24 protein-coding genes and 1 pseudogene are annotated in these 21,819 nt (G+C 42.4%); 16 read left to right on the forward strand and 9 right to left on the reverse strand.

Annotation, left to right across the window (positions count from 1 at the left end; all coding sequences use genetic code 11):
- Positions 1-71: 71 nt before the first annotated feature.
- From CDG76_RS29830 to CDG76_RS29845, 4 genes are all read left to right on the forward strand, one after another.
- Positions 72-1,055 carry a choice-of-anchor A family protein gene (locus CDG76_RS29830; RefSeq protein WP_094352454.1) on the forward strand — a complete coding sequence of 328 codons (984 nt, stop codon included), beginning with the start codon at positions 72-74 and terminating at the stop codon, positions 1,053-1,055.
- Positions 1,056-1,190: 135 nt separating this feature from the next.
- Positions 1,191-2,210, forward strand: a complete 1,020-nt coding sequence (locus tag CDG76_RS29835; RefSeq protein ID WP_094352455.1) for an ABC transporter ATP-binding protein — start codon at positions 1,191-1,193, stop codon at positions 2,208-2,210.
- A gap of 116 nt (positions 2,211-2,326) precedes the next feature.
- On the forward strand, positions 2,327-3,214 hold the full coding sequence (locus tag CDG76_RS29840; protein WP_094352456.1) for an ABC transporter permease: 888 nt from the start codon (positions 2,327-2,329) through the stop codon (positions 3,212-3,214).
- Between the two features lie 39 nt (positions 3,215-3,253).
- A complete protein-coding gene (locus tag CDG76_RS29845) occupies positions 3,254-3,652 on the forward strand; it encodes a hypothetical protein (protein ID WP_094352457.1) in 399 nt (132 codons plus the stop codon).
- A 66-nt stretch (positions 3,653-3,718) separates the two neighbouring features.
- Here CDG76_RS29845 and CDG76_RS29850 read toward each other — a convergent pair whose 3' ends face one another.
- Positions 3,719-4,159, reverse strand: coding sequence for a peroxiredoxin (locus CDG76_RS29850; protein WP_094352458.1), 441 nt, complete (start codon positions 4,157-4,159; stop codon positions 3,719-3,721).
- A 194-nt stretch (positions 4,160-4,353) separates the two neighbouring features.
- Between CDG76_RS29850 and CDG76_RS29855 the strand changes: the two genes are divergently transcribed.
- The 8 genes and pseudogenes from CDG76_RS29855 (at position 4,354) to CDG76_RS29890 (ending at position 8,745) form a co-directional block, all read left to right on the forward strand.
- Positions 4,354-4,758, forward strand: coding sequence for an Npun_F0494 family protein (locus tag CDG76_RS29855; RefSeq protein WP_094352459.1), 405 nt, complete (start codon positions 4,354-4,356; stop codon positions 4,756-4,758).
- 277 nt (positions 4,759-5,035) lie between these two features.
- A complete protein-coding gene (gene cobQ / locus CDG76_RS29860) occupies positions 5,036-6,520 on the forward strand; it encodes a cobyric acid synthase CobQ (protein WP_094352460.1) in 1,485 nt (494 codons plus the stop codon).
- Positions 6,521-6,606: 86 nt separating this feature from the next.
- The gene (locus CDG76_RS29865) at positions 6,607-6,843 is read left to right on the forward strand and encodes a 2Fe-2S iron-sulfur cluster-binding protein (RefSeq protein ID WP_094352461.1); all 237 of its coding nucleotides are present in this window, start codon (positions 6,607-6,609) and stop codon (positions 6,841-6,843) included.
- 114 nt (positions 6,844-6,957) lie between these two features.
- Positions 6,958-7,260, forward strand: a complete 303-nt coding sequence (locus tag CDG76_RS29870; protein ID WP_094352462.1) for a type II toxin-antitoxin system RelE/ParE family toxin — start codon at positions 6,958-6,960, stop codon at positions 7,258-7,260.
- Positions 7,261-7,271: 11 nt separating this feature from the next.
- Positions 7,272-7,583: a HigA family addiction module antitoxin gene (locus tag CDG76_RS29875; RefSeq protein ID WP_094352463.1), complete on the forward strand. Its 312-nt coding sequence runs from the start codon at positions 7,272-7,274 to the stop codon at positions 7,581-7,583.
- A 96-nt stretch (positions 7,584-7,679) separates the two neighbouring features.
- Positions 7,680-7,896 (forward strand): annotated as a pseudogene (locus CDG76_RS29880) (type II toxin-antitoxin system HicA family toxin).
- Positions 7,889-8,107 (forward strand): type II toxin-antitoxin system HicB family antitoxin, encoded by a 219-nt coding sequence (locus CDG76_RS29885; protein WP_094352464.1) that lies wholly within the window; start codon positions 7,889-7,891, stop codon positions 8,105-8,107. Before CDG76_RS29880 ends, CDG76_RS29885 begins: the two are co-directional and overlap by 8 nt.
- 164 nt (positions 8,108-8,271) lie before the next feature.
- Positions 8,272-8,745, forward strand: coding sequence for a hypothetical protein (locus CDG76_RS29890; protein WP_223265450.1), 474 nt, complete (start codon positions 8,272-8,274; stop codon positions 8,743-8,745).
- 92 nt (positions 8,746-8,837) lie between these two features.
- Here the strand turns inward: CDG76_RS29890 and CDG76_RS29895 are convergent, their stop codons facing one another.
- The 4 genes from CDG76_RS29895 to CDG76_RS29910 form a co-directional block, all read right to left on the reverse strand.
- A complete protein-coding gene (locus CDG76_RS29895; RefSeq protein ID WP_094352465.1) occupies positions 8,838-9,281 on the reverse strand; it encodes an SRPBCC family protein in 444 nt (147 codons plus the stop codon).
- A gap of 66 nt (positions 9,282-9,347) precedes the next feature.
- Entirely contained in the window at positions 9,348-10,787 is a 1,440-nt protein-coding gene (gene zds / locus CDG76_RS29900) for a 9,9'-di-cis-zeta-carotene desaturase (RefSeq protein ID WP_094352466.1), read from the reverse strand.
- A gap of 276 nt (positions 10,788-11,063) precedes the next feature.
- Entirely contained in the window at positions 11,064-11,240 is a 177-nt protein-coding gene (locus CDG76_RS29905) for a CopG family transcriptional regulator (RefSeq protein WP_442946396.1), read from the reverse strand.
- A gap of 1,859 nt (positions 11,241-13,099) precedes the next feature.
- On the reverse strand, positions 13,100-14,731 hold the full coding sequence (locus CDG76_RS29910; RefSeq protein WP_094352467.1) for a DUF6930 domain-containing protein: 1,632 nt from the start codon (positions 14,729-14,731) through the stop codon (positions 13,100-13,102).
- A gap of 321 nt (positions 14,732-15,052) precedes the next feature.
- Here CDG76_RS29910 and CDG76_RS29915 point away from each other — a divergent pair, with 321 nt between their 5' ends.
- From CDG76_RS29915 to CDG76_RS29925, 3 genes are all read left to right on the forward strand, one after another.
- Positions 15,053-15,409 (forward strand): iron-sulfur cluster assembly accessory protein, encoded by a 357-nt coding sequence (locus tag CDG76_RS29915; RefSeq protein WP_094352468.1) that lies wholly within the window; start codon positions 15,053-15,055, stop codon positions 15,407-15,409.
- Positions 15,410-15,576: 167 nt separating this feature from the next.
- Positions 15,577-15,999: a tetratricopeptide repeat protein gene (locus CDG76_RS29920; RefSeq protein WP_094352469.1), complete on the forward strand. Its 423-nt coding sequence runs from the start codon at positions 15,577-15,579 to the stop codon at positions 15,997-15,999.
- A gap of 144 nt (positions 16,000-16,143) precedes the next feature.
- Positions 16,144-16,389: a hypothetical protein gene (locus CDG76_RS29925; RefSeq protein WP_094352470.1), complete on the forward strand. Its 246-nt coding sequence runs from the start codon at positions 16,144-16,146 to the stop codon at positions 16,387-16,389.
- A 143-nt stretch (positions 16,390-16,532) separates the two neighbouring features.
- Here the strand turns inward: CDG76_RS29925 and thyD are convergent, their stop codons facing one another.
- On the reverse strand, positions 16,533-17,453 hold the full coding sequence (gene thyD / locus CDG76_RS29930) for a thylakoid membrane protein ThyD (protein WP_094352471.1): 921 nt from the start codon (positions 17,451-17,453) through the stop codon (positions 16,533-16,535).
- A 130-nt stretch (positions 17,454-17,583) separates the two neighbouring features.
- Complete coding sequence (locus CDG76_RS37830) at positions 17,584-17,925, reverse strand: hypothetical protein (RefSeq protein ID WP_190241025.1); 342 nt, start codon at positions 17,923-17,925, stop codon at positions 17,584-17,586.
- Positions 17,926-18,007: 82 nt separating this feature from the next.
- Here CDG76_RS37830 and CDG76_RS29940 point away from each other — a divergent pair, with 82 nt between their 5' ends.
- Complete coding sequence (locus tag CDG76_RS29940; protein WP_094352472.1) at positions 18,008-18,355, forward strand: hypothetical protein; 348 nt, start codon at positions 18,008-18,010, stop codon at positions 18,353-18,355.
- A gap of 80 nt (positions 18,356-18,435) precedes the next feature.
- Here CDG76_RS29940 and CDG76_RS29945 read toward each other — a convergent pair whose 3' ends face one another.
- Positions 18,436-18,924 carry an FHA domain-containing protein gene (locus CDG76_RS29945; RefSeq protein WP_094352473.1) on the reverse strand — a complete coding sequence of 163 codons (489 nt, stop codon included), beginning with the start codon at positions 18,922-18,924 and terminating at the stop codon, positions 18,436-18,438.
- A 197-nt stretch (positions 18,925-19,121) separates the two neighbouring features.
- Positions 19,122-21,611 (reverse strand): heavy metal translocating P-type ATPase, encoded by a 2,490-nt coding sequence (locus tag CDG76_RS29950; protein WP_094352474.1) that lies wholly within the window; start codon positions 21,609-21,611, stop codon positions 19,122-19,124.
- Positions 21,612-21,819: the final 208 nt, after the last annotated feature.

Consider the following 21,819-nt stretch of genomic DNA (forward strand, 5'->3'; position numbering starts at 1 on the left):
AATAGCTAGTAGACTAGTGCAATCTTTGATTTATACCCATAGGATCATCTTGATGATTCCTAAACTATAAGATGAAATCAAAAACCTATTATATTTGGGGGCAAGTAGCAGCTCCGATTGTATTCACTTTAGCGCTGGGTTTCTCAGCAAGAGCGAATGCAGTTGAGTTAGGCGCTGCCTCTAATTACAATGTATTTGTTTTGGGAGATATCTCTCAAAAATATACAGATATCGAAGGAAAAGTTGCTGCTGGCGGTAACATAAATTTCGTCGGCGGACTTGGAAGCAGACTTTCTGGTAATAGCGGCAACGTAGTAGTCGCTGGACAGAATTTAACTTTAAGCAACGGTCAAGTCTACCACGGTAATGCTGTCTATGGAGGCAGCGCCAATGTATCCAGCAATGTAGGATTTCCCCAAGGAACTCTCGGCCAGGGTAATCCCATCGACTTCAATGAAGCAGGGAAACAACTTCGAGGGTTATCCGAATATTTGGCAACCTTGACTCCTACTGGTAACACAACAGTTCAACCTTGGGGTGCTATTAACCTTAGTGGCAGTGGTACTGCTTTCAATGTTTTTAATCTTGCAGGCTCATCTGTCTCCAAGACAAACTATTTTGAAATAAAGGGGGACGCAAATTCAACTATCGTTGTCAATATCAGCGGTAAGGATGTATCACTGCAAAACTTTGGGTTTAATATCATTGGCGCAGATAAACAAAAAGTAATCTACAACTTCTATGAAGCGACAAACCTAACTGCCAGTGGAATTGGCATCCAAGGTAGTATTCTTGCGCCTTTGGCTAATTTCAATTTCAATAACGGTCAAGTTAACGGCAATGTAGTGGTAGCTTCTTTGACAGGAAATGGCGAGTCTCACAACTATCTATTTAATGGCGATCTGCCAGATGTCCCAATAAGGTACTACAATCCGCCTAAGCGTCCCACTCGTATTCGGGTTCCAGAGCCTGCAAATCTTCCAGCTTTAGGATTAATTGCTGTAGTATTTGGTTTGTTTCGCTACAAACGCAATCGAGCAACTTGTTTAGAATAATTAAAAATTTTTGGCAGCATAGCGCATGACGCGAATTTGTTTACAGATTTTCGCTCATGCGCTATTTCCTTGCTCTCTACCTTCTACAATAAAGATAGACTTTATTGAGATTTGTATAGTTGGGGATCGGCTGTCATGGCTCCCGCCGTTTTCATTCAAAATTTGCAAAAGCGCTACGGTACAGTGGTTGCCGTCCAAGATGTTTCCTTTCAGGTAGAACCAGGAGAAATTTTTGGTTTGCTTGGCCCCAACGGTGCTGGGAAAACTACTACCTTGCGTGCTTTGTGTACGCTGACCACACCGGATGCTGGCAAAATTGAAGTATCTGGCATCTCTGTGTTAGATAATCCCAGAGTTGCAAGACAACGACTAGGCTATGTAGCTCAGGAAGTCGCTATAGATAAGGTGTTGACTGGAAAAGAACTGCTGCAATTGCAAGCAGCACTTTATCACCTTCCAGGTGCAGTAGCCAAACAGCGTATTGAGACAGTATTAGATTTACTGGGTTTGCAAGAATACGCTAATAAAAAGACAGGAACCTACTCAGGCGGTTTACGCAAGCGCCTAGACTTGGCTGCTGGATTGCTCCATGCACCGGATGTTTTAGTGTTGGATGAGCCAACTGTAGGACTTGACATAGAAACCCGTTTTGTGGTGTGGGATTTTTTAAGAAAATTACGCGCCTCTGGGACGACGGTAGTAATTACCAGCCATTACTTAGAAGAAATTGACGCTTTAGCCGATCGCGTGGCAATTATAGATCGCGGCGTTGTAATTGCCAGTGGTACACCTTCGCAATTGAAAGATCAAGTAGGGGGCGATCGCATCACCTTGCGAATCCGCGAGTTTTCCCCCATTGAGGAAGCTGAAAAAGCTAAAAACCTCCTGAAACCTTTACCCTTTGTCCAAGAAGTCATCATCAACAGCGCTCAAGGTAATTCGCTCAACTTGGTAGTGACACCTCAGAATGATGTTCTCATTAACATACAGCAAGCGCTGAATACCGCTGGCTTGCCCATATTTGGCATCGCCCAATCTCGCCCCAGCCTCGATGACGTTTATCTCGCTGCCACAGGACGCACCTTATTGGATGCAGAACTCGCAGCCGTCGCCACCCGCGATCCCAAAGCTGAAAAGAAGCAGAATATGAGATAGGGAATGGGGAGCAGGGGAGCAGGGGAGCAGGGGAGCAGTAGCAGTAAGTCTTTCCCCTCCGCCCCTCTACCTCTTGTGCCCAATCTAAAATCCAAAATCCAAAATCCAAAATTGCTATGAGTGTTACTCCTAAATCTGATATCAATTGGCAGCCATTAGCATCGCCACAAGCAGATGCTAATACTGCACCTAACTTTTTCGGTGAATTGGTACAAGAGACGTTGGCTTTAACTCGTCGCTTGTTTATTCAGTTGCAACGCCGTCCCTCATCTTTAATTGCTGGAATTATTCAGCCAGTAATGTGGTTAGTGCTATTTGGTGCTTTGTTCCAAAATGCTCCCAAGGGTATATTTGGCAATACAACAAATTACGGCCAATTTTTGGCTGCTGGCATCATTGTGTTTACAGCCTTTGCTGGGGCGCTGAATGCTGGTTTACCTGTAATGTTTGACCGCGAGTTCGGCTTTTTGAATCGTTTGCTGGTAGCACCGTTAGCATCGCGGTTTTCCATTGTCTTTGCCTCAGCCATTTTCATCATCAGCCAAAGTTTATTGCAAGCTGCCGTAATTGTAGCAGCAGCGGCATTTTTGGGGGCTGGACTTCCAGATTTAGCGGGTTTAAGTGCGATCGCTCTAATTGTTTTACTCTTAGCTTTGGGTGTAACAGCAATCTCCCTCGGTTTAGCTTTCGCTCTACCCGGACACATTGAATTGATTGCAGTGATTTTTGTCACTAACCTACCGTTATTGTTTGCGAGTACTGCTTTAGCACCTCTATCCTTCATGCCTCAGTGGTTACAGGTTGTAGCTACCCTGAATCCTCTTAGCTATGCGATCGAACCAATTCGCTATCTCTATTTCCACAGTAATTGGGAACTAGGTAGTGTAGTGATGCAGGCTCCTTGGGGCAATGTTACGTTTGGGGGAGCATTGCTGGTGTTGTTTGGCTTTGCCCTAGTCGCCTTAGTAAGTATTCAACCCCAACTGCGGCGGACTCTGGCTTAAAAAGATAGAATAGATAAATTTTAGGTAGGGTCAAAACCCATGAAAAAACCATTTTTACAAATTACTAGACTCTTTGTAGCTATAGCAGCAGGAATTAGCTTTGCTTCCTTGCTCACGGCTCAACCAAGTTCCGCTCAAGTCAGCAGCCCAGCGGATGCTTTCCCCAGCAATAGTACAACAGACCAAAATACCGATCCTTTCGCCCGTTCCAATTCAGACAATTTCAATATGTTCGATCTGATTCATCGGGCAAATTTCGGGAATCTCAACTGGGATTCTAACCAACAGAACGAAGAACTAAACTCAGCAGCAGCAGCCTTTAAAGCAAGGCAACAAAAACTAATTCAAGGTCAACAACAGCAACCAACCCTCAGTTTGCCAACGGTTACACAACCATCAGTTACGCCGCCATTGGTGACACCACAATCAGGTAACTGAATTCAAATAAAGAACCCCAAGCCTCTAGAGGCTTGGGGCTAAGACCATTTAAAAAATCCTGAATTATCAGATCAGCCCAAGTGCAGCTAAAACATCGCTAGCATGGGTGGTGGTATTTACAGCACTGTCAACATGGGTAATTTTACCGCTGGGGTCAATTACGTAGGTTACGCGCTTGGCATAACCGCCGCCATCCACATCGAAAGCTTTGATTAGGGATTTGTCGCTGTCAGTCAGTAGAGGAAAATTCAAATTATATTTTTGGGTGAATGCTTGATGGGAGACTTCATCATCTGCACTGACTCCCAAGATGACAATATCTTTACCTTGATATTGAGACTGGGCATCCCGAAAACTACAGGCTTGCTTGGTGCAGCCTGGCGTGTCATCTTTGGGGTAAAAATACAAAACAACCGTCTTTCCGGCAAAATCAGATAACGAGACTGTGTTGCCGTTTGTATCTTTGGCGGTAAATGCAGGTGCATCCGTACCAACTGCTAGAGGCATAATTAACCTTTCCTGTTTCAGATTGTTGATGCACTTGAAATTTTACATTAATTTATAATGTTTAAATATAATTACTAAAAAATAGGATAAATATACTTTAGGTAACTAATTTTGGTTTAATGGGGTATTTAGTATAAGAAAAAATAGATTATTAAATTAATCTTTATTAGAAGAAAAAATTATACCCATACACGATGCCTGCTGTTGATTCCCAAAACCCAAATATTTTTGTCTATACTCAAAGCACAGTAGAAAGAGCCGAGCGATCGCTAGTGTGTTCGCCTTTTAATGTATCTTTATTTGAAGTGATGGGCCACCAGAGTGTATCAGTAACTGCGATCGCTCTGGAAAATGGACTCAAGCAGGGCTATACTAAGCGCCCTTTATCAGAATTAGCCTGTGATGACGCTTTGGGCTGGTTGATTCAAGTAGGTGTATTGCGCCGAGAAGTCGATGGTCAGGGAATTACAGATAGTTTTCGTCTCACTCCCTTGGGACGCCAGTTAGTGGAACAGTACCAGGGTAAAAATTGGCGTACTCCTTCATGGCGCGATCGTTTCTATGATGCAGTGATTCGTTGGTTACGGATACCTTTTTAGAATAAAAAATCCCAGAGTTAGGATTAGAGAATCAAAGGGAACAATATACACGGAAACATCACATCTATTCATGAAGTCTTTACCATAACCATCCAACTATAATTTGTGATGGTTATAGTGGGCATTGGGCACAAAAGCCAGAGGTGCAAAGGGGCAGAGAGGCAGAGGGGAAAAACTTACTGCAACCTCGGTCACTGAGCGTAGCCGAAGTGCTGCTCCCCTGTTGTTCGCTCCTAAAAATTAACCTGTATTTTGAAAAACTAAGTGATAAGCAACTATGAAATCAATTATGGTAGTGGGGACAACATCCCATGCAGGGAAATCACTTTTAACTACAGCTATTTGTCGCATTCTGTCGCGGCGTGGTTGGCGAGTGGCTCCCTTTAAAGGTCAAAATATGGCTTTAAATGCTTATGTCACTGCCAGTGGTGGAGAAATTGGCTACGCTCAAGCAGTGCAAGCTTGGGCTGCCGGAGTCGTACCTTGGGTAGAAATGAACCCAATTTTACTCAAACCCCAAGGGGATATGACTTCCCAAGTAATTATTAAAGGTAGGTCTGTTGGTAAAGTGAGTGCCTCAGATTACTATGAGCAATATTTTGAACTGGGGTGGCGGACAATTGAAGAATCGCTACAGCATTTAGGAACAGAATTTGACTTAGTGGTTTGCGAAGGTGCCGGTAGTCCTGCGGAAATTAACCTCAAACACCGCGACTTAACTAATATGCGGGTGGCAAAATATTTAAATGCGCCAACGATGTTAGTAGTTGATATTGACCGGGGTGGTGCTTTTGCCCATGTAGTAGGCACCCTAGAGTTATTGGAACCAGATGAACGCGCCTTAATTAAAGGTATAGTAATTAATAAGTTTCGAGGGCAGCGATCGCTCTTAGATCCGGGGATAAAATGGTTAGAAGAACGCACAGGCATCCCCGTTATCGGTGTTATACCCTACTTGCAAGAAATGTTTCCAGCAGAAGATTCTCTTGACCTGCTAGAACGTCAATCATCGTCGAATAAAGCCCAAACTGACCTCAACATTGCCGTCATCCGCTTACCAAGAATTGCCAATTTCACCGACTTTGACCCACTGGAATCAGAAAGTACAGTTTCAGTTAAATACTTAAGTCCTAAGCAAGATTTGGGACATCCTGATGCAGTAATTATCCCAGGTACAAAGACCACAATTGCTGACTTGCTACTGTTGCAAAAAAGCGGTATGGCAGAAGCAATCCAAAACTACGCTGCTTCTGGGGGAACAGTTTTAGGTATCTGCGGTGGCTATCAAATGCTCGGTCAAATCATCGCCGATCCAGAAGGGATAGAGGGACAAGCTGGCAGATTCCAAGGGTTAAATCTTTTACCAATTAGAACTGTCATTACAGGACAAAAAATCGCCCGCCAGCGCCAAGTTAGCTCAAATTATCCACAACAAGGCTTGCCAGTCAATGGCTTTGAAATCCACCAAGGGCGATCGCGCATCGAACAGCAAGGCATAGATCCTCAATCCTACCATGCCCTATTTGACGATATTAATTTAGGGTTAGTAGATAGTTGTCAATCAGTGTGGGGTAGTTACCTCCACGGGCTTTTTGACAATGGCCCTTGGCGACGCGCTTGGTTAAATCGCCTCCGTCAACAGCGCGGTTTAAAATCTTTGCCCACCGGTGTTGCTAACTATCGCGAACAGCGAGAGCAGATTTTGGACTCTCTAGCTACTGAAGTTGAAAGCCATTTAGACTTAAGTCTGTTTTTGTCTTAAGCTAAAATTCCTTGAAATGTCATTAGTCATTTGCAAAGGACAAAGGACAACTGACAAATGACAACTCTATTAAATGCATAACATTGATGATTGTTCGTGTCCGCTTTTTACCAGATGATGTCACAGTAGATGCCGAAGTGGGAGAAGCCCTCTTAGATGTAGCAGACCGGGCTGGGGTGTTTATTCCCACCGGTTGTCTCATGGGGTCTTGTCACGCTTGCACCGTCGAATTAGAGGATGGAGAGATCATCCGCGCTTGTATCACCGGAATACCGCCACGCGAGGAATTGACGATTAATTTGTTTAGCGACCCTACTTGGTAATGCCACCCCTCTTATTGAATAAGGATTGGTATGCTACGTGGGTATTATATTGTGTTATTGTGAATAAAAGAACTTATGAGTTACGTAACGCATAATATCTATCATTGTTAATGTATGTCTCCGTCAGAAAAATATCCAAAGTTTAAAGATAAAAGGACGGAGCGGTTTGCTTTAGGTGAGAGGGTAAAAGAGTTTCAGGCTTTTACAGATCAAGCATACAAACGACTTGATATATTAGACGCCGCTACTAACAAAGAATCTCTGATGAAACTACCGAGCAACCATTTTGAGTCTTTGGAGGGTGATCGAAAAGGTCAATACAGCATTCGGATAAATAAGCAATGGCGAATTTGTTTCAATTGGCCAGACGAAGAATCTAAACCTTTCAACATCGAAATTACAGACTATCATTCTTAAAGAATAACAACATGGCACGGCCACCTATCCATCCTGGAAAAATTCTTGCTGATGAGCTTCATGAATTGCAGATGAGCGCAAGCGAATTAGCACGTATCCTTCATGTACCAACAAACCGTATTACTGAAATAATTAATGGTGAACGGGCAATTACTGCTGACACAGCATTACGATTAGGCCAATGGTTTGGTACTGGTGCCGAGTTGTGGATGAATTTACAAAAGAATTATGAGCTTAGACTAGCTGAAGAAAAAATGGGTGAAGAAATTCAGGCAACTATTTCTCCTCGGATATTACCTGAGTACAAACAAGTCAATGCATAAACAAAACCTAATCAATGATTAGATTTTTTGGATAGACAGCAAGAAAGTTTGACCCATTGTTTCTTACTGTGGCGATCGCATTTTTTCAGAAAATTAATGCCAAAGAAAATCCGGGAACTGAAGCAAATGCTTTCCCAAGTATGTTTTACAGAAGTCCCAGAAAAAGGAAGTCATACTAACTGGGTGCATCCCCTCTATAGTGGATGGAAAAATCACGATTTCAGGCAAAGACAGAGCAGATGCTAAACGCTACCAAGAGAAGGAAGTAAAACAGGCAATTGAGGAAATAGAAGGAAAAAAAGAAGATGAGTAAGCTTAAGTACCAAATGGTTATTCAGTGGTCTGAGGAAGATGATTGCTTCTTAGTAGGATTCCCTGATTTTCCAGGACAACGCTGGCGGACTCATGGGGATACTTATGAGTTGGCTGTGGTAAATGGAATTGAAGCCTTAGAGTCTCTAATTATTGCTTACGAAGCTACGGGTGATTCACTTCCAGAACCAACAGTAAATAGGGTGCGTTAACGCACTTTACTAGGTGGTAACTAATGTTGCACAATTTGTGCGATCGCGGATTATTTTAGTTAGTTTAAATAGTATTTTCACGTATTATTACTGGTTTTTTACATTTAGAGAATTTTTATAGTTAAGGACTAGGAATCGTATCGTCATAACAGGCAATAGTTAATATGTCAAATCAAATAGTTGCAAAGATTACAGGTAGATTTGCCAAAATTATTTTATATATTATTACGGTTATTTTGTATATAAAAAATTTGTCTAGTTTAGTGAATAAGAAGCTTGCTGTAAAAGAAGATTTTCGCTTAAGTCAAAAAGGAATAGATTGGCTGGAGGAATGGAATACTGAAGCAGAAATAGCTAGCAGTATTTCTCAAATCGCTCAAAAAGTTGTTGAAATATTAGTCAATGTCCCAGGTATGGCTCAAGCCCACAGCAGAGATTTCAGGAGAGCAACACCTATTTTTACTCTTAAAGATGGTACTGTCATTAAAATTTTTATTAATCCAGCTAACGTAAAGCATATTTTTTTAGCTGACAACAACAACAAAATGCTTTTTGGTGGTTATGTAGGTTGGATTCACACAAAAGGATTGAATCAAGCTATAGAAAAGATAAAGCACTCTCTAACTTCTACTTCGTAATAAAGACACGCGATTAAAAAATCCATATTTTTCCATCAGACAATAAGAAACTTTTATACCTTGTTTCTTACTGCCTGGTTTTGCTATCTATATCAATTAGCTTTAACATTCAGCGCGTATTCTTTAAACCTTTCCAAATCAGCTTGAATCGTTGATTCAACTATCCGCCCCAAAAACAAGTTATCCATAATTTTGCCAAGAATGCCGGGGATAGCGTAGGAAATGGTCATTTTGACAATGCTACTATCGTGGCGATCGTAAAAGCGAATCGCTCCCTGATTTGGCAAACCATCAACCGATTCCCATTGGATAATTTGCTTGGGAATAACTTTGAGAATTCGGGATTGCCAATTAAATTCTAGACTGCCAGTTTTTAATTTCCAAAGAGATATATCTGGATTATCTGGCGGAATTTTCACCGAATCAATCCACTTCATCCACCGGGGCATTTGCTCTAAATCAGACCAGAGGCTCCATACTAAATCTATAGGAGCCTCTACTTCTACCTGCACAGTATGCTCTAACCAGTCTGGCATTTCTCTTTTTCCTTCTCTACGAGATGCTTTGCGACGCGCTCTTTGCGGTAGTCTGCGGTATCTATGTTATTTCTTTAAACTCTCCAAAATCACTTTTGCCGCACGTCGTCCAGAAATAGTAGCACCTTCCATGCTGTCGATGTAATCTTGCTGAGTATAACTGCCTGCAAGGAAGAAATTATCTACTGGTGTTTTTTGGTTGGGACGGTACGCATCCATCCCTGGCGCTTCTCGATAGAGAGACTGAGCAAGCTTTACAACACTATACCAAGTCATATTTAGCTCCCGCGACGAGGGAAACAGTTCATGCACTTGCTTGAGAACATGTTGTGCGATCGCTTCATTAGTTTGTGCAATAAACGGATCTCCTGGTGTCAGCACTAACTGTAATAACGACCCCTGTCCTGGGCGATAATAATCAGCAGGGCTAGTCAACGCTAAATCAGCAAAACAAGAAAAGTCAGCATCGGCTGTGTAAAGTAAATTATCGATTCCAGCCGCATGGTTTAGCTGTTTACGTTGCTCTCCATCGTTCAGTTCTGTCACCCAACCATCAAAGCGTAACTGGACTGTAGCCACTGGCACTGCATCCAGTTTGTAAATATTGTCAAATTCTGACCACTTACGCCACTCCTGGGGTAGGATGCGTTGAATTCCTGGAACATCACAGGCAAAAACGTAAGCATCAGCAGCGATCGTTTCTACTGCATCACCTTGGGCAACTACAATACCAGTGACACGGGTTTGTTCAGCTGACTCTGTAAACTGAATTTCCCGAACTTGTCGGCGCGTGTAAACTTTGGTGCCTCTAGCTTCCAAATATTCCAGAATCGGCTTGTGTAAATATTCAGATGGAGAACCTTCCAGCATTCGCAAAACTGAAGCTTCAGTTCTAACTGCAAATAGCTGGAATATGGTTAACATACAACGGGCAGACATATTTTCGCAATCAATAAATCCCAATGCGTAGGCGATGGGATTCCATAAGCGCTTAATGCTGCCATTACTCCCACCATGACTGCGGAACCAATCGGCAAAGCTAACTTTATCTAAATTGCGGATAGTTTTCATCGCTCCATTAAAGTCTACCAACCCGCGAACTATCGGACTAGTACCCAAAGCGATCGCATTTTGCAATTTATCCTGCAACGATAGTTGGGAAGTTGTGAAAAATGCCTTTAACCCATTGAAAGGCGCACCTGTAATAAAACGAAAATCTAAAGCACCAGTGCGCCCACCTTTATTAATAAAAGTGTGGGTATGTTCCTTGAGGCGTAAGTTTTCTAACACCCCCACTTTTTTCATCAAATCAAATAGTTGGTAGTAGCACCCGAAAAATACATGCAACCCCATTTCTAGATGGTTGCCATCTCCATCAACCCAACTGCCAACTTTACCACCGACAAACGGACGAGACTCAAAAATCTCTATTTCACAACCAGCATCAGCTAAATCTACTGCGGTTGCTAGCCCAGCCAGTCCCGCACCTACGATTGCAACACGCATTCCGTTGTTCCTTTTCAGTTTCTTTACAGATTGTAACTGGGTTGGTGTCGGAATTTGCTACTTAATATCAACTCCAGCAGCATATTAAGGCTTGCCAATATCGATACTAAAACTTCTTTGATTACTTTTTTTAGTCCCGGTAAATGACCAGACGCGATAAAAACGCGTCTGTATCATCTAGACAAACTTTTGTCCATAGCGACGGACTCTCAAAAGTATCAGAGATATTTTTTTGTTGGCAAAGCAGTTTTCTGGATAAGTTTTGAAAGTCACTTCTTAGTTATTTACATCTTTGCCGTCGTCGGAGATGGGCAAACTTCTAATCAGTTCACGAATCACGTCAGTTGCAGGTCTACCTGTTTGTTGGCAATATTTTTCTAGTTTTTCCGCTTCCTGCGTTGCGAGATTAACTGTTATGCGTTTAACGGCCCATTTTTTATTTGTCATTGCTATCATGCTATCTGCTGTATATTTAGATGGTCGAAAGAGTCTAAATTAAAGAGGGAACCGATAAGGTTATCAGAGTTTGTCTCAGGAAACAAGTAATACCATTAATATTAAAAATGTTTGTTTTGTCAAAGGATTGATCATTTTCTAAAAAAATCAAAATACTACACTTTATTTGTTACTATTGTGACAGCATAAATAGCACATAGTTGCTTTTGAAGATAATAACCCTACTAACAGCATGAGTAAAGCCTGACAATGAAATTTTATAAAGGATTTCGAGACACCTACTATTGACTCAATCAAGATTTCCAAAGTTATTCTCTGTTGAAAGCATTTGACCTTCTCTCTTAACTAAGTTCACCAAACCTGCTTGGAGAGAGCATCTGCTAGAACCCCAAAAAATAAAGCTTCAGAATCATTATCATGCTGAAATCCTGGCTTACAGGCGGGTTAGAGTGGTGTGTATGGAGCGTGAATAGTCACTCTTGTTAGTAGGCAAATAAGCGACAAACACTTATCTGTAACCATACTGCAACTAAGAAGTTAAGAGCTACTTGAACAGTTATGAATTTTGGCTTACCTCGATCAAGCTGATTGCTTTTCAGTGCCAATACAAGTGCCAATACAAGTGCCAATATAGTAGCCAGGAAAAGGGGACAATGCTCAGTCTACTGAGTGTAAAATGCCAAATATATTGGTAAATTTTGACAGCAATATCTGTAATTTCACACAGATAAATTAATCCAGAATCTATGTGATGTTACTTGACTGTTGTCGATAATAATATTTTAGTTTTGTTTCATACTTTTACAATAAATTATCGTCAGAATGCAATGAAATTTTGCATATTTTTTATCTTCATTTTAGCGATTTAGCTTGCCTTAAAATCAGCAATTTTTTGCGATTTTTAGTCTTCATCTATCTGGAGGTTATATAAATCATTTTTAGCCAAGCAGGGCGCTAGAAGTTTGACATAAAATCTTTTCCTCATCTCTAAGCCAAGAGATAAATTACTGCCAATAAAATTTTTATTACAACTATTTTTTATCTGGTAAGTATACCTATAAAAAGAATCGTATATTTTAATTTTTTCGGCAGTGTGTTTATTATAGCTATTATTTACGGACTTTAAATAATCTTCATTTAGACACTAACTAAGCTATTTTTCATCCTTTATAAAAAAATTACAAAGAAAAATATATGCATTTGAACTTTTGCTTAATGATATTGATACATAACAGGATGCTAAACTCAAAAACTTGTTAAAAAAAAGATTCCAATCTCTAAGTGCATCAGTTAGGTTTGATTCAAGCAGTCTTTATAGATAAATTTTTAATTTTCTGTAGTTATTTATACTGAGTAATATTTATATAAAATGACTAGAAAACGATGAAAATACAGATACTTCATGAAATTCAGGTAAAGTTACCTTCTCATGATTGGTCGCTTATTAGTATTGACACATACATGAATATTCATTAGAAAGTGCCGCGCTCTGATAGCTAGGCGGATGACGAAGACTGAGTGGAACCGGAAACGCTCTGCTTCGGACTAAAAGACTGCCTATAAGGTATGGGGTATATATAAAAGTGAAAATCCTGAGTACTTTTTACTTCACTGAAACAGTCAAATAATGCGCCCTTACTTCAATCTTCCCGTTTCACTATGGGGTAAGACAGTACTCAGCACCGCAGAATTAATTACTCCGTTGGTAAAGAGAAGAGGGGTAAACGTTAAAAGGCAAAGCCTTTCCCCTTTTCCCCTATCAAATTACAGTTTCAGTCAATATGCCAATCAAATACATATCAACTTAATTTCTCATATCGATAATTTGAGATTGAGGATTGCGGCAATTCATGCAATTACTCAAATTTCAGTTGGGGCATAAGTTGGAGAGTGCCAATACCTAAATCTTTAGGTGAAAGCGATCGCCCTTCAAACAAAGCCATCATATCTCGTAACTGAGGATTGCCACGGGAGGCTCCCGTTAGTCCTTTGGCAATGATTAAGCCACAGTAGCCCTGAGTATTTTTACACCGCTGATTCCATTTTTTTCGGGCTTCGACATGAATCGGATCTTCATCTAAAAATTCACCGAATAGGAACAATTCGCCATTTTGAGTTTGCAATAAACCCAGGTCGTAGCGATCGCCATCAAAAGGATTGGCACCTGGATTAAAGCAAATTGCTCTCAGTCCGCCTGCTGCTTCAATTCTTTCAATTACAGTCTTCGCCTTAGGCCGGGAGGTTTGAATCAGAATCACCGGCAAACCGTCACCCACTTGTTTGATTTCACTAGCTTGGTGGTAGCTGACCCCCTTTCGCAGAGAATCCAACATTTCCCAGGACACTACACCTAAGCTGAGGAAGGAATCTTCTGGTATCAAGTCATCTCGCAATGATTGAAAATCAAGGTTGTCAATCTCCTCGTCATCAATATCAAAGCCTGCCATTTCCTCTAATTCTGCTGCTAACTGCGGCATGGTAGAGACTGTCACAGGGACTGATTTAGTTGATTCTTCCGACTGCGGTAGAGAAATGCGATAGCGACGGCCCAGAGTAGGGAAGATATCCTCATGAAGTTGGCGACGGTGATCGCGAATAAAGCGGCTCAGGCTTTCTATCGCAACCAAGATTACCAATGCCTCTTCGTCATACAAAACAGACCGTAGTCCTTCTAAGGGGTGGATATTACCAAAAGTAGGGTCAATTTCTGATAATGGCAGATCCGCCAAATCATTTTCTTCATCGTCATCTTCATCGGTTTCGTCAACGCTCTCAAAAGTGAGAAATAAGCAATCTTGCTTGAGGAACGCTTCTTCTAGATGCTCTGTTGATTCTTCATCCGTTAAAACTGCGGCGCGAAACTGTTTTAAAGATTCTTCTGAGCGATAAAACAAAATCCCATACTCCATTCCCAGCATTCCCATAACTGAGGCGTAGAGTGTGCCAACATCCCACTTATTAATCTCGATTGACAAAATTTGCTGTTCTTCCAAAAATTCCCAAGGTGCTGCTTGCCAAATTGCAAATGCTTTCTCTCGCAAGATTTGTGCATACTGTGGGGGTAAGTCGGGGGTTTGACTATCGAGGATGTCGGCGAATCCACGAAATAGTTCGTCAATTAAAGGCAGTTCTGGTGCATAGTCAATGGCGATATCCAAATCTTGCAGCACTCCCCGCAGGTAAAATTGGATCTCGCGGTCTTTAACTACAATTCTTTGGGGTCTAGCAGGTCTTGCCGGACTTTGGGGATGCTCCATTGCTTGCATTAAGGTACGAACTATTGCTTCTGGGCCGGTATCTGAAGCTACCACGTCCATTCCTCGAACAACACCTTGGGAGAAATCTACCCAAAGAATGCACTCTCCCTTTGCCTCTGAGTCTGAGAACTGGTTTGGTGATGACAACGGACGGCGATCGCCCTCCCATACAGAAGGAATTTGAGTTAATTTCTTCAACCGACGACTGGTAGAGCGATTAAAACTTGTCATAGAGATCAAAAGAAGCAATTTGGAAGTAAACTTTGGGGGCTAGCTAGCCTCGGATTAAATTTTTATGGCTGCACCTGAAGGGTGGTTGCTTCTGTTGCTGCCGTAGGGCTTGAATTTTAAGAATACCGAATGTATAAACACACTGAGTCTCTCAATTCTAGAATAGAAATCTTTGGCTACTTTTGACGGAGTGTTTACAATTTGGCATCTAGCAACATCTAAGCCGCTAGAATGAATACAAAAACACTTAACGAGCAACCCAGAAGCATTAACAAGCCGATACAGGGTAACGCTTATACTAATTAAGGAGTTGAAAAGCAGATGACACAAGCAATTCAGGCTCAACAACGCGGAATTCTGTTGAGCGAAGCCGCATTGCACCAGGTAAAATCCCTCCGGGACAAGCAAGGCACAGACTTCTGCTTACGGGTAGGAGTACGTCAGGGTGGCTGTTCTGGGATGTCTTACATGATGGATTTTGAAGATACCAGCAAGATCACCCCTGATGATGAAGTTTTTGACTATGATGGCTTCAAAATTGTCAGCGATCGCAAGAGTTTATTATATCTCTACGGTTTAATGCTCGATTACAGCGATGCCATGATTGGCGGTGGTTTCCAGTTTACTAACCCCAATGCTAATCAAACTTGTGGTTGCGGTAAGTCATTTGGGGTGTAATATTGTCAGTTGTCATTTGTCCCTGGTTATTGGACGAAAGACAAATGACAATTGACCCTTCGGGTTCGCCAGTTGCTCATGAGGGAAACCCCCTTGGCGCTAGCCTCTCCCTTTGGGAGAAGACCGCACTGACTCACCAATGACTCATGACTCATGATTAATTTACTATGACTCAAACAGTTGAATCCCTGTTTGATACAGGCTTAGAACGCTATAAAGCAGGAGAATCAGTAGAATCTTTAATCCCTGTGTTTAAAGAAGTGTGCGATCGCGCTCCTAAAACTAGTGCTGCTTGGGTTTGTTTAACGTGGTTGTATCTACTCGATAACAAACCCAATTTGGCTTACAAAGCTGGACAGAAGGCAGTCAAGTTAAATCCACAAGATCCCCAGGCTAGAATCAATCTCGCCTTAGCAATGCTGGAAACAAAGCAAAAAGGTTTGCGGGAACATATTGACATAGCACAGCAGTTGATTTTTGTCAACGAAGAATGGAGTGATGAAATAAAAAGTAGTATTGAGGACGGTTTAAGTAGAAAACCAGATTGGCAGAGTTTAACAAAAGTCAAAAATTGGCTGTTTGAAAAGTAGAGGATGGGGACTGGGGACTGAGGACTAGGAGGACAAGAGGGACAAGAGGGAATTTATTGAAGTAAGTCTCTAGGTTGTCTCTTCCCAATCCCCAATCCCCAATCCCCAATCCCCAATCCCCAATCCCCAATCCCCAATCCAATCATGAAAGATAAATTATTAAATTGGCTAAACATGGTTTTAGTCGCGGATGTTTTTTTGGTTTTGTTTGGCTTTGGCTGGTTAGCGATCGCTGCGATCGGTGATGCCGCCGGAGTAAACCTGGGTTTGGATTTGTGGCATCAACTGTGGCAACCCTTGTTTAACCCCGCAATTGGCATTCTCATGGGCGGTGCCATTCTCAGCGGTATTATCAGTTGGGTTTCCAAAAAATTTCTTTCTAGTCAATAGACTGGGGACTGGGAATTAGGGACTGGGGACTGGGTAATGAAAAAGAAGCAGATTAGCAGGGGTAAAATTTCTCTCCTCTGCGCCTCTGCCTGTTTTACCCAATCCCCAGTCCCCAGTCCCCAGTCCCCAGTCCCCAGTCCCTTTTAATTAAGAATTTGTGTTAATGCGGGTTGCAAATTAGGATATTTGTACTCAAAACCTGTTTGCACGGTGCGTTTTGGGATAACTTGCTGACCTTCTAAAACTACTATCGCCCCGTCTCCTAAAAGGGCTTCGATCGCAAAAGCAGGAACAGGCAACCAAGAAGGACGATTCATCACTTGTCCTAAAGTTTGGCTTAAATCTGCCATCCGAACTGGATTAGGGGCAGTGGCATTGTATACACCTTCTATTTCCGGTTTAGTTAAAGCTTGCAAAATCAGGTTAACTAAATCGTCTACGTGAATCCATGAGAACCACTGCCGACCACTGCCAATAGGCCCACCAGCGAAGAGTTTGAAAGGTGGAATCATTTTACCTAAAGCGCCACCATTGCCCAAAACAATCCCAAAACGCAAAATTACTAGTCGCACACCAGCATCTTTTACTTTTCTCGCTTCAGCTTCCCACGCTTGGCAGACTTGGGCAAGAAAATCGTTACCAGATTGACTGGTTTCATCAAAGGTAGCCGTTTCACTGGTGCCGTAGTAGCCAATAGCTGAAGCGTTAATTAACACAGATGGTTTGGAGTTAGCATTGGCTATTGCTTCAACTATTTTTTGTGTACCTAACTTCCGGCTATTGAGGATTTCTTGTTTCCGTTCTGGTGTCCAGCGCCCTTCACCAATAGGTTCTCCTGCCAAATTAACTACGCCATCACAACCAGCGATGACACTTTGCCAAGAACCAGATGCATTTGGTGTGTAGGCAACAATTTCTACACTAGGGAAAGCCTCAGAGGGAAAAACCTTTTGAGCAAAAGTGGTGTTCCGAGTTAATACAACTATTGTATGACCTTCCCCCTGTAATCGTTGTACCAAACGACTACCGACAAATCCTGTTGCCCCAGTAATTGCGACTTTCATTTTCTACCTCAGCCAAACCTTTATTGTAAAGTTTTTGATCAAACTTTCAGCTTACCAAAGAAGTCAGAGGAGCAGGGGGCAGGGGGCAGGGGGCAGAGGAGATATGTTTTAGAATGCAATGTTAGTGTCACTATACTTTAATGAGTCTTTGATACTCATTAATGAGGCTTTGAACTCCTTTAATGAGGTTTTGATACTCATTAATGAGGCTTTGAACTCCTTTAATGAGGTTTTGATACTCATTAATGAGTCTTTGAACTCCTTTAATGAGTCTTTGAACTCCTTTAATGAGTCTTTGATACTCATTAATGAGGCTTTGAACTCCTTTAATGAGTCTTTGATACTCATTAATGAGGCTTTGATACTTGCAGACGTAGCTTGGAACTTTTCCCCCTACTCCTCTGCCCCCTGCCTCCTGCCTCCTGCCCCCTGCCTCTTCATTGACTGTATATCTGGTAATACCTGCTCTCAAAAACTTTGATTTTTTAATGACTTTATATTTAGATACTTCGGTATTATAGGATGGACGGAGTGTTGCAAGGCTTGGGGCTATTATGGCTCGCTATACCTGTTCATTTATTGTTTCTGTTCCTAGTGACCATCTGTTGCCGTTACTTGTAGAACTTCTACAGGACTGTCAGTTGGATATTCAATATCACACAGCCGAATATATTATCGGTCGTGAAGTTCCTGGAAATGTTCCTTTTCCTAAATTAATAACGGTAGAAGTACTGATTGACAAATCAAAATCTACTGAAACAGAAACCCGGATGAGTATTGTGATTAAAAATGAAGAACTACCACTTCACTTAGATAATTACTGTCGACAAATGTTTGAGTTAATCAAGCAATCTATTGAAAGTAGCCGCCATTGGCATTTGATTGAAAGTATTGCAGGATAGCTTTGGCGATTGAATTCATACTCCCACGGCTTTAAGCCGTGGAAGTGTCAGACTGTGATTGGTAGTTATAATTCAATATCCTACTCCTCTAAATCCTCGGCCATACCGGGGTTTATTAGTGTAATATCATACTCACTCGAATCCGTTTGTCCTAAACGCTGAGTGTTTCTTAAAAGGTAATAAATGGCACGTACTTGAGGCCCAAAAACGATCTCGTCTTCATTTCTGAGATCGTGGGCTGGTATCTTGCGTCCATTAATCATCAAACCGTTGGAACTAGGCTTACCTTTGGCATCGCCATCTACAATCCGGTAATAGTAGCTATGACTATTATGCTCTCGTGGCAATCTCACTAATGTGGCATGGCGGCGGGAGACAAACTGCGACATTAAACGGATATTACATTCGCGGTCTCTACCAATAGAGTAGACGGGGTGCTCCAGAGAAAATTCTTTGCGACCTTGATCGTCTTCAATAATCAGTAGATGGTTTTCATTGGTTTCGGCTGCCATTGACAAATCGGTGGAACTGTAATTGATTAAGATTTGTTTAGTATCGTATCTTGCCATTTTCGCGCACCATCAGTCTGTGGTGCTAATCTAAATAAGCTTTAAAATTGCATAATACCTTGAAAGAGTAGAACATGGCCGTTCTACTCCAGTAGCTATGATAGCTTTGCTAAGTGTTTTAATCTGACGATTGACTCCTGAATTCTGTTTTGATAACCAATATTTGTGGTGGCAAATTGGACGTGTAAAGGAGTATTCTACAGGCGATGAGCGAATCGCCGTAATAATATTGAGTTGGTGACGACGCTAACAGAGCTAAAAGCCATTAATGCAGCAGCACCAGATGGGTTAAGTACAAAACCCAGACTAGGGAATAAAACACCTGCTGCTAAAGGAATGCCAAGTGTATTATATGCAAAAGCCCAGAATAAATTTTGGCGGATTTTGTTGAAGGTGGCGCGACTAAGCTGAATAGATTCGACGACATCGTTTAGGCGATCGCGCATTAAAATAATTTCAGCAGTTTCCATCGCCACATCTGTCCCGGAGTGTAAAGCAATTCCTACATCAGCTTGGGATAAAGCTGGAGCATCGTTGATTCCATCTCCTACCATTGCGACTACCGAGTGCTGAGTGCTGAGTCGGGAGTTAGGAGTTTTCTTTGCCCCCTTGTCTCCTTGTCCCCTTGTCCCTTCTAACTGGAGAGACTGTATTGCCGCCGCTTTTTTAGCTGGGGGAACACCTGCAATTACATCAGCGCTATCTAATCCTAATTGTTTGGCTATGGCGCTAGCTGCTTCTAGGCGATCGCCACTGAGCAACATTACCCGTAAGCCCATCTGACGCAACTTATCTACAGTGGATCTAGCATCCGATCTGAGGGTATCAGAAACACCAATTAGTCCGGCTAAAGTTCCGCCAATTGCTACACAAACGACTGTTTTACCATCTGTTGCTAAATCCTGTGCTACCTGTTTTGCGGTTTCGTTAATGGCAATGCCGTGCCAACTCAACCATTCCCAGTTACCCAACAATACAACTGTGTCTTCTACCACAGCAGATACCCCTAGTCCTGGTTCCGTGTGAAAGTCTACAGCCTCTGGAATAGATAACTGTTGCCGCTGTGCTTCTTGCTGAATCGCTTTTGCTAGGGGATGGTGAGTACCGCTTTCTACGGCTGCTGCTAGTTGAATTAAGTAGTGGGATTCACTATTCCCCACTCCCCACTTCCTACTGCCCATTTCTGAAATTAACAGACAATCTGTGACGATGGGATTACCTGTGGTGAGAGTGCCAGTTTTATCAAATACTACGGTGTTTAACTGGTGTACTCTTTCTAAAACATCGCCACCTTTGATTAACAAACCTCGTTCTGCACCCATAGCAGTTCCAACCAGAATGGCTGTTGGTGTGGCAAGTCCCAAAGCACAGGGACAGGCGACTACCATAACTGCGATCGCTAGTTTTAAACTAATTAATAAAGGGGAATGGGGAGTCGAGAGTGGGGAGTGCTGGGCTTCATGTGTAGCGTGGCTCATCATTTCCATGCCACCAGACATGGTGATATCAGTCCAAATGTGAGTACCGAAAAAGTACCAAAATCCAAATGTTAAGACAGATGCTGTTAGCACCCCGTAGGTAAAGTAACCAGCTACTGTATCCGCTAATTTTTGTACTGGGGCTTTCCGAGTTTGGGCGGCTTCTACTAGGGCGACAATTTGAGCTAGAGTTGTATCACTTCCAATCCGGGTTGCCTGAATAGCGATCGCTCCTGACTGGTTTAGCGTCCCCCCTGTCACCATATCTCCTGGTTTCTTGATTACTGGCACTGCTTCCCCAGTTAGCATGGACTCATCGACCGTTGTTTGACCAACCACCACTTCACCATCAACGGGGATTTTATCGCCTGGTAGCACTTGTAAGCATTCACCGATACGCACCTGTTCAGCAGGAATCTCAACACTAGAAGAACCCATTCCGGCTTTCTCTGGGTTGGCAATCAATCGCGCTAAGAGTGGCTGGAGTGCTAGTAATTTCCTAAATGCAGCAGCCGCGCGACCTCTAGCTTGTTGCTCTAATGTCCTTCCTAAGAGAATAAAGCCTAGCATCATTACTGGCTCGTCAAAAAAGCACTCCCAACCTAATTGGGGAAAAAGCAACGCTACTAAACTAGCAATGTAAGCTGTCAGCGTTCCCAATCCCACTAGGGTGTTCATGTTAGGCGCATTTCGCCGCCAGCCCAGCCAGCCATCTACTAAAATCGGGCGACCGGGAATTAACAGCGCTACTGTCGCCAGTCCACAGTGAAACCAGATGTTATTTAGCACTGGCAGCACTGAGCTACCAAGATTACCAAAATGTCCACTTCCCGACAATATCAGCAACACAGCTGCGATCGCCAACTGCCATAGAGAAGAACGCATTTCTCGGCGTTGTCGTTCTGCTGGATCTGGTAAGGTCGATATTTCGCCCGCTATGCCATTAGCTTTTCGGGGTTGAGTCGGGAATCCAACGGCTGTTAATCGCTGTGCCAGTGCATCTGCATCTATTGCACCAACTTCTGACTCTACAACTGCTACCTCTGTGGCCAGGTTCACACAGGCACTCTTGACTCCTGGATGTTGGGTCAGCTGTCGCTCTACTGCGTTCACACACCCAGCACACTTCATACCCCCAACATCTAGAATAATCTTCTCTAGGATTGGGTCAAGTTCTAGGGCTGGCTTAGTTTTCGGGACAAGTTGCATGGCTTGTGTTTAGATTCGCTACAGAAATTCAACGCCTGACTAAAAGCGTCTCTAATTCGAGCGTAGGCTAAATATGGAACTATGACTCAATGTCAACCATATTAAAATTCTTAATTTATCGTACTTTGTTGGGCATGAACGACTATCGCTGTACTTAATTCAAGGTTCCAAGTTCCCAGATTTATCTGTAGAGTTTTTAATTTTGAAT

It is taken from the genome of Nostoc sp. 'Peltigera membranacea cyanobiont' 210A (assembly GCF_002246015.1).
Taxonomy (GTDB): domain Bacteria; phylum Cyanobacteriota; class Cyanobacteriia; order Cyanobacteriales; family Nostocaceae; genus Nostoc.

What these genes read in the sequence shown, in the direction of transcription:
- CDG76_RS29830 (WP_094352454.1), top strand. Translation starts at nt 72, where the DNA reads ATGAAATCAAAAACCTATTATATTTGGGGGCAAGTAGCAGCTCCGATT.
- CDG76_RS29835 (WP_094352455.1), top strand. Translation starts at nt 1,191, where the DNA reads ATGGCTCCCGCCGTTTTCATTCAAAATTTGCAAAAGCGCTACGGTACA.
- CDG76_RS29840 (WP_094352456.1), top strand. Translation starts at nt 2,327, where the DNA reads ATGAGTGTTACTCCTAAATCTGATATCAATTGGCAGCCATTAGCATCG.
- CDG76_RS29845 (WP_094352457.1), top strand. Translation starts at nt 3,254, where the DNA reads ATGAAAAAACCATTTTTACAAATTACTAGACTCTTTGTAGCTATAGCA.
- CDG76_RS29850 (WP_094352458.1), bottom strand. Translation starts at nt 4,159, where the DNA reads ATGCCTCTAGCAGTTGGTACGGATGCACCTGCATTTACCGCCAAAGAT.
- CDG76_RS29855 (WP_094352459.1), top strand. Translation starts at nt 4,354, where the DNA reads ATGCCTGCTGTTGATTCCCAAAACCCAAATATTTTTGTCTATACTCAA.
- cobQ (WP_094352460.1), top strand. Translation starts at nt 5,036, where the DNA reads ATGAAATCAATTATGGTAGTGGGGACAACATCCCATGCAGGGAAATCA.
- CDG76_RS29865 (WP_094352461.1), top strand. Translation starts at nt 6,607, where the DNA reads ATGATTGTTCGTGTCCGCTTTTTACCAGATGATGTCACAGTAGATGCC.
- CDG76_RS29870 (WP_094352462.1), top strand. Translation starts at nt 6,958, where the DNA reads ATGTCTCCGTCAGAAAAATATCCAAAGTTTAAAGATAAAAGGACGGAG.
- CDG76_RS29875 (WP_094352463.1), top strand. Translation starts at nt 7,272, where the DNA reads ATGGCACGGCCACCTATCCATCCTGGAAAAATTCTTGCTGATGAGCTT.
- CDG76_RS29885 (WP_094352464.1), top strand. Translation starts at nt 7,889, where the DNA reads ATGAGTAAGCTTAAGTACCAAATGGTTATTCAGTGGTCTGAGGAAGAT.
- CDG76_RS29890 (WP_223265450.1), top strand. Translation starts at nt 8,272, where the DNA reads ATGTCAAATCAAATAGTTGCAAAGATTACAGGTAGATTTGCCAAAATT.
- CDG76_RS29895 (WP_094352465.1), bottom strand. Translation starts at nt 9,281, where the DNA reads ATGCCAGACTGGTTAGAGCATACTGTGCAGGTAGAAGTAGAGGCTCCT.
- zds (WP_094352466.1), bottom strand. Translation starts at nt 10,787, where the DNA reads ATGCGTGTTGCAATCGTAGGTGCGGGACTGGCTGGGCTAGCAACCGCA.
- CDG76_RS29910 (WP_094352467.1), bottom strand. Translation starts at nt 14,731, where the DNA reads ATGACAAGTTTTAATCGCTCTACCAGTCGTCGGTTGAAGAAATTAACT.
- CDG76_RS29915 (WP_094352468.1), top strand. Translation starts at nt 15,053, where the DNA reads ATGACACAAGCAATTCAGGCTCAACAACGCGGAATTCTGTTGAGCGAA.
- CDG76_RS29920 (WP_094352469.1), top strand. Translation starts at nt 15,577, where the DNA reads ATGACTCAAACAGTTGAATCCCTGTTTGATACAGGCTTAGAACGCTAT.
- CDG76_RS29925 (WP_094352470.1), top strand. Translation starts at nt 16,144, where the DNA reads ATGAAAGATAAATTATTAAATTGGCTAAACATGGTTTTAGTCGCGGAT.
- thyD (WP_094352471.1), bottom strand. Translation starts at nt 17,453, where the DNA reads ATGAAAGTCGCAATTACTGGGGCAACAGGATTTGTCGGTAGTCGTTTG.
- CDG76_RS29940 (WP_094352472.1), top strand. Translation starts at nt 18,008, where the DNA reads ATGGCTCGCTATACCTGTTCATTTATTGTTTCTGTTCCTAGTGACCAT.
- CDG76_RS29945 (WP_094352473.1), bottom strand. Translation starts at nt 18,924, where the DNA reads ATGGCAAGATACGATACTAAACAAATCTTAATCAATTACAGTTCCACC.
- CDG76_RS29950 (WP_094352474.1), bottom strand. Translation starts at nt 21,611, where the DNA reads ATGCAACTTGTCCCGAAAACTAAGCCAGCCCTAGAACTTGACCCAATC.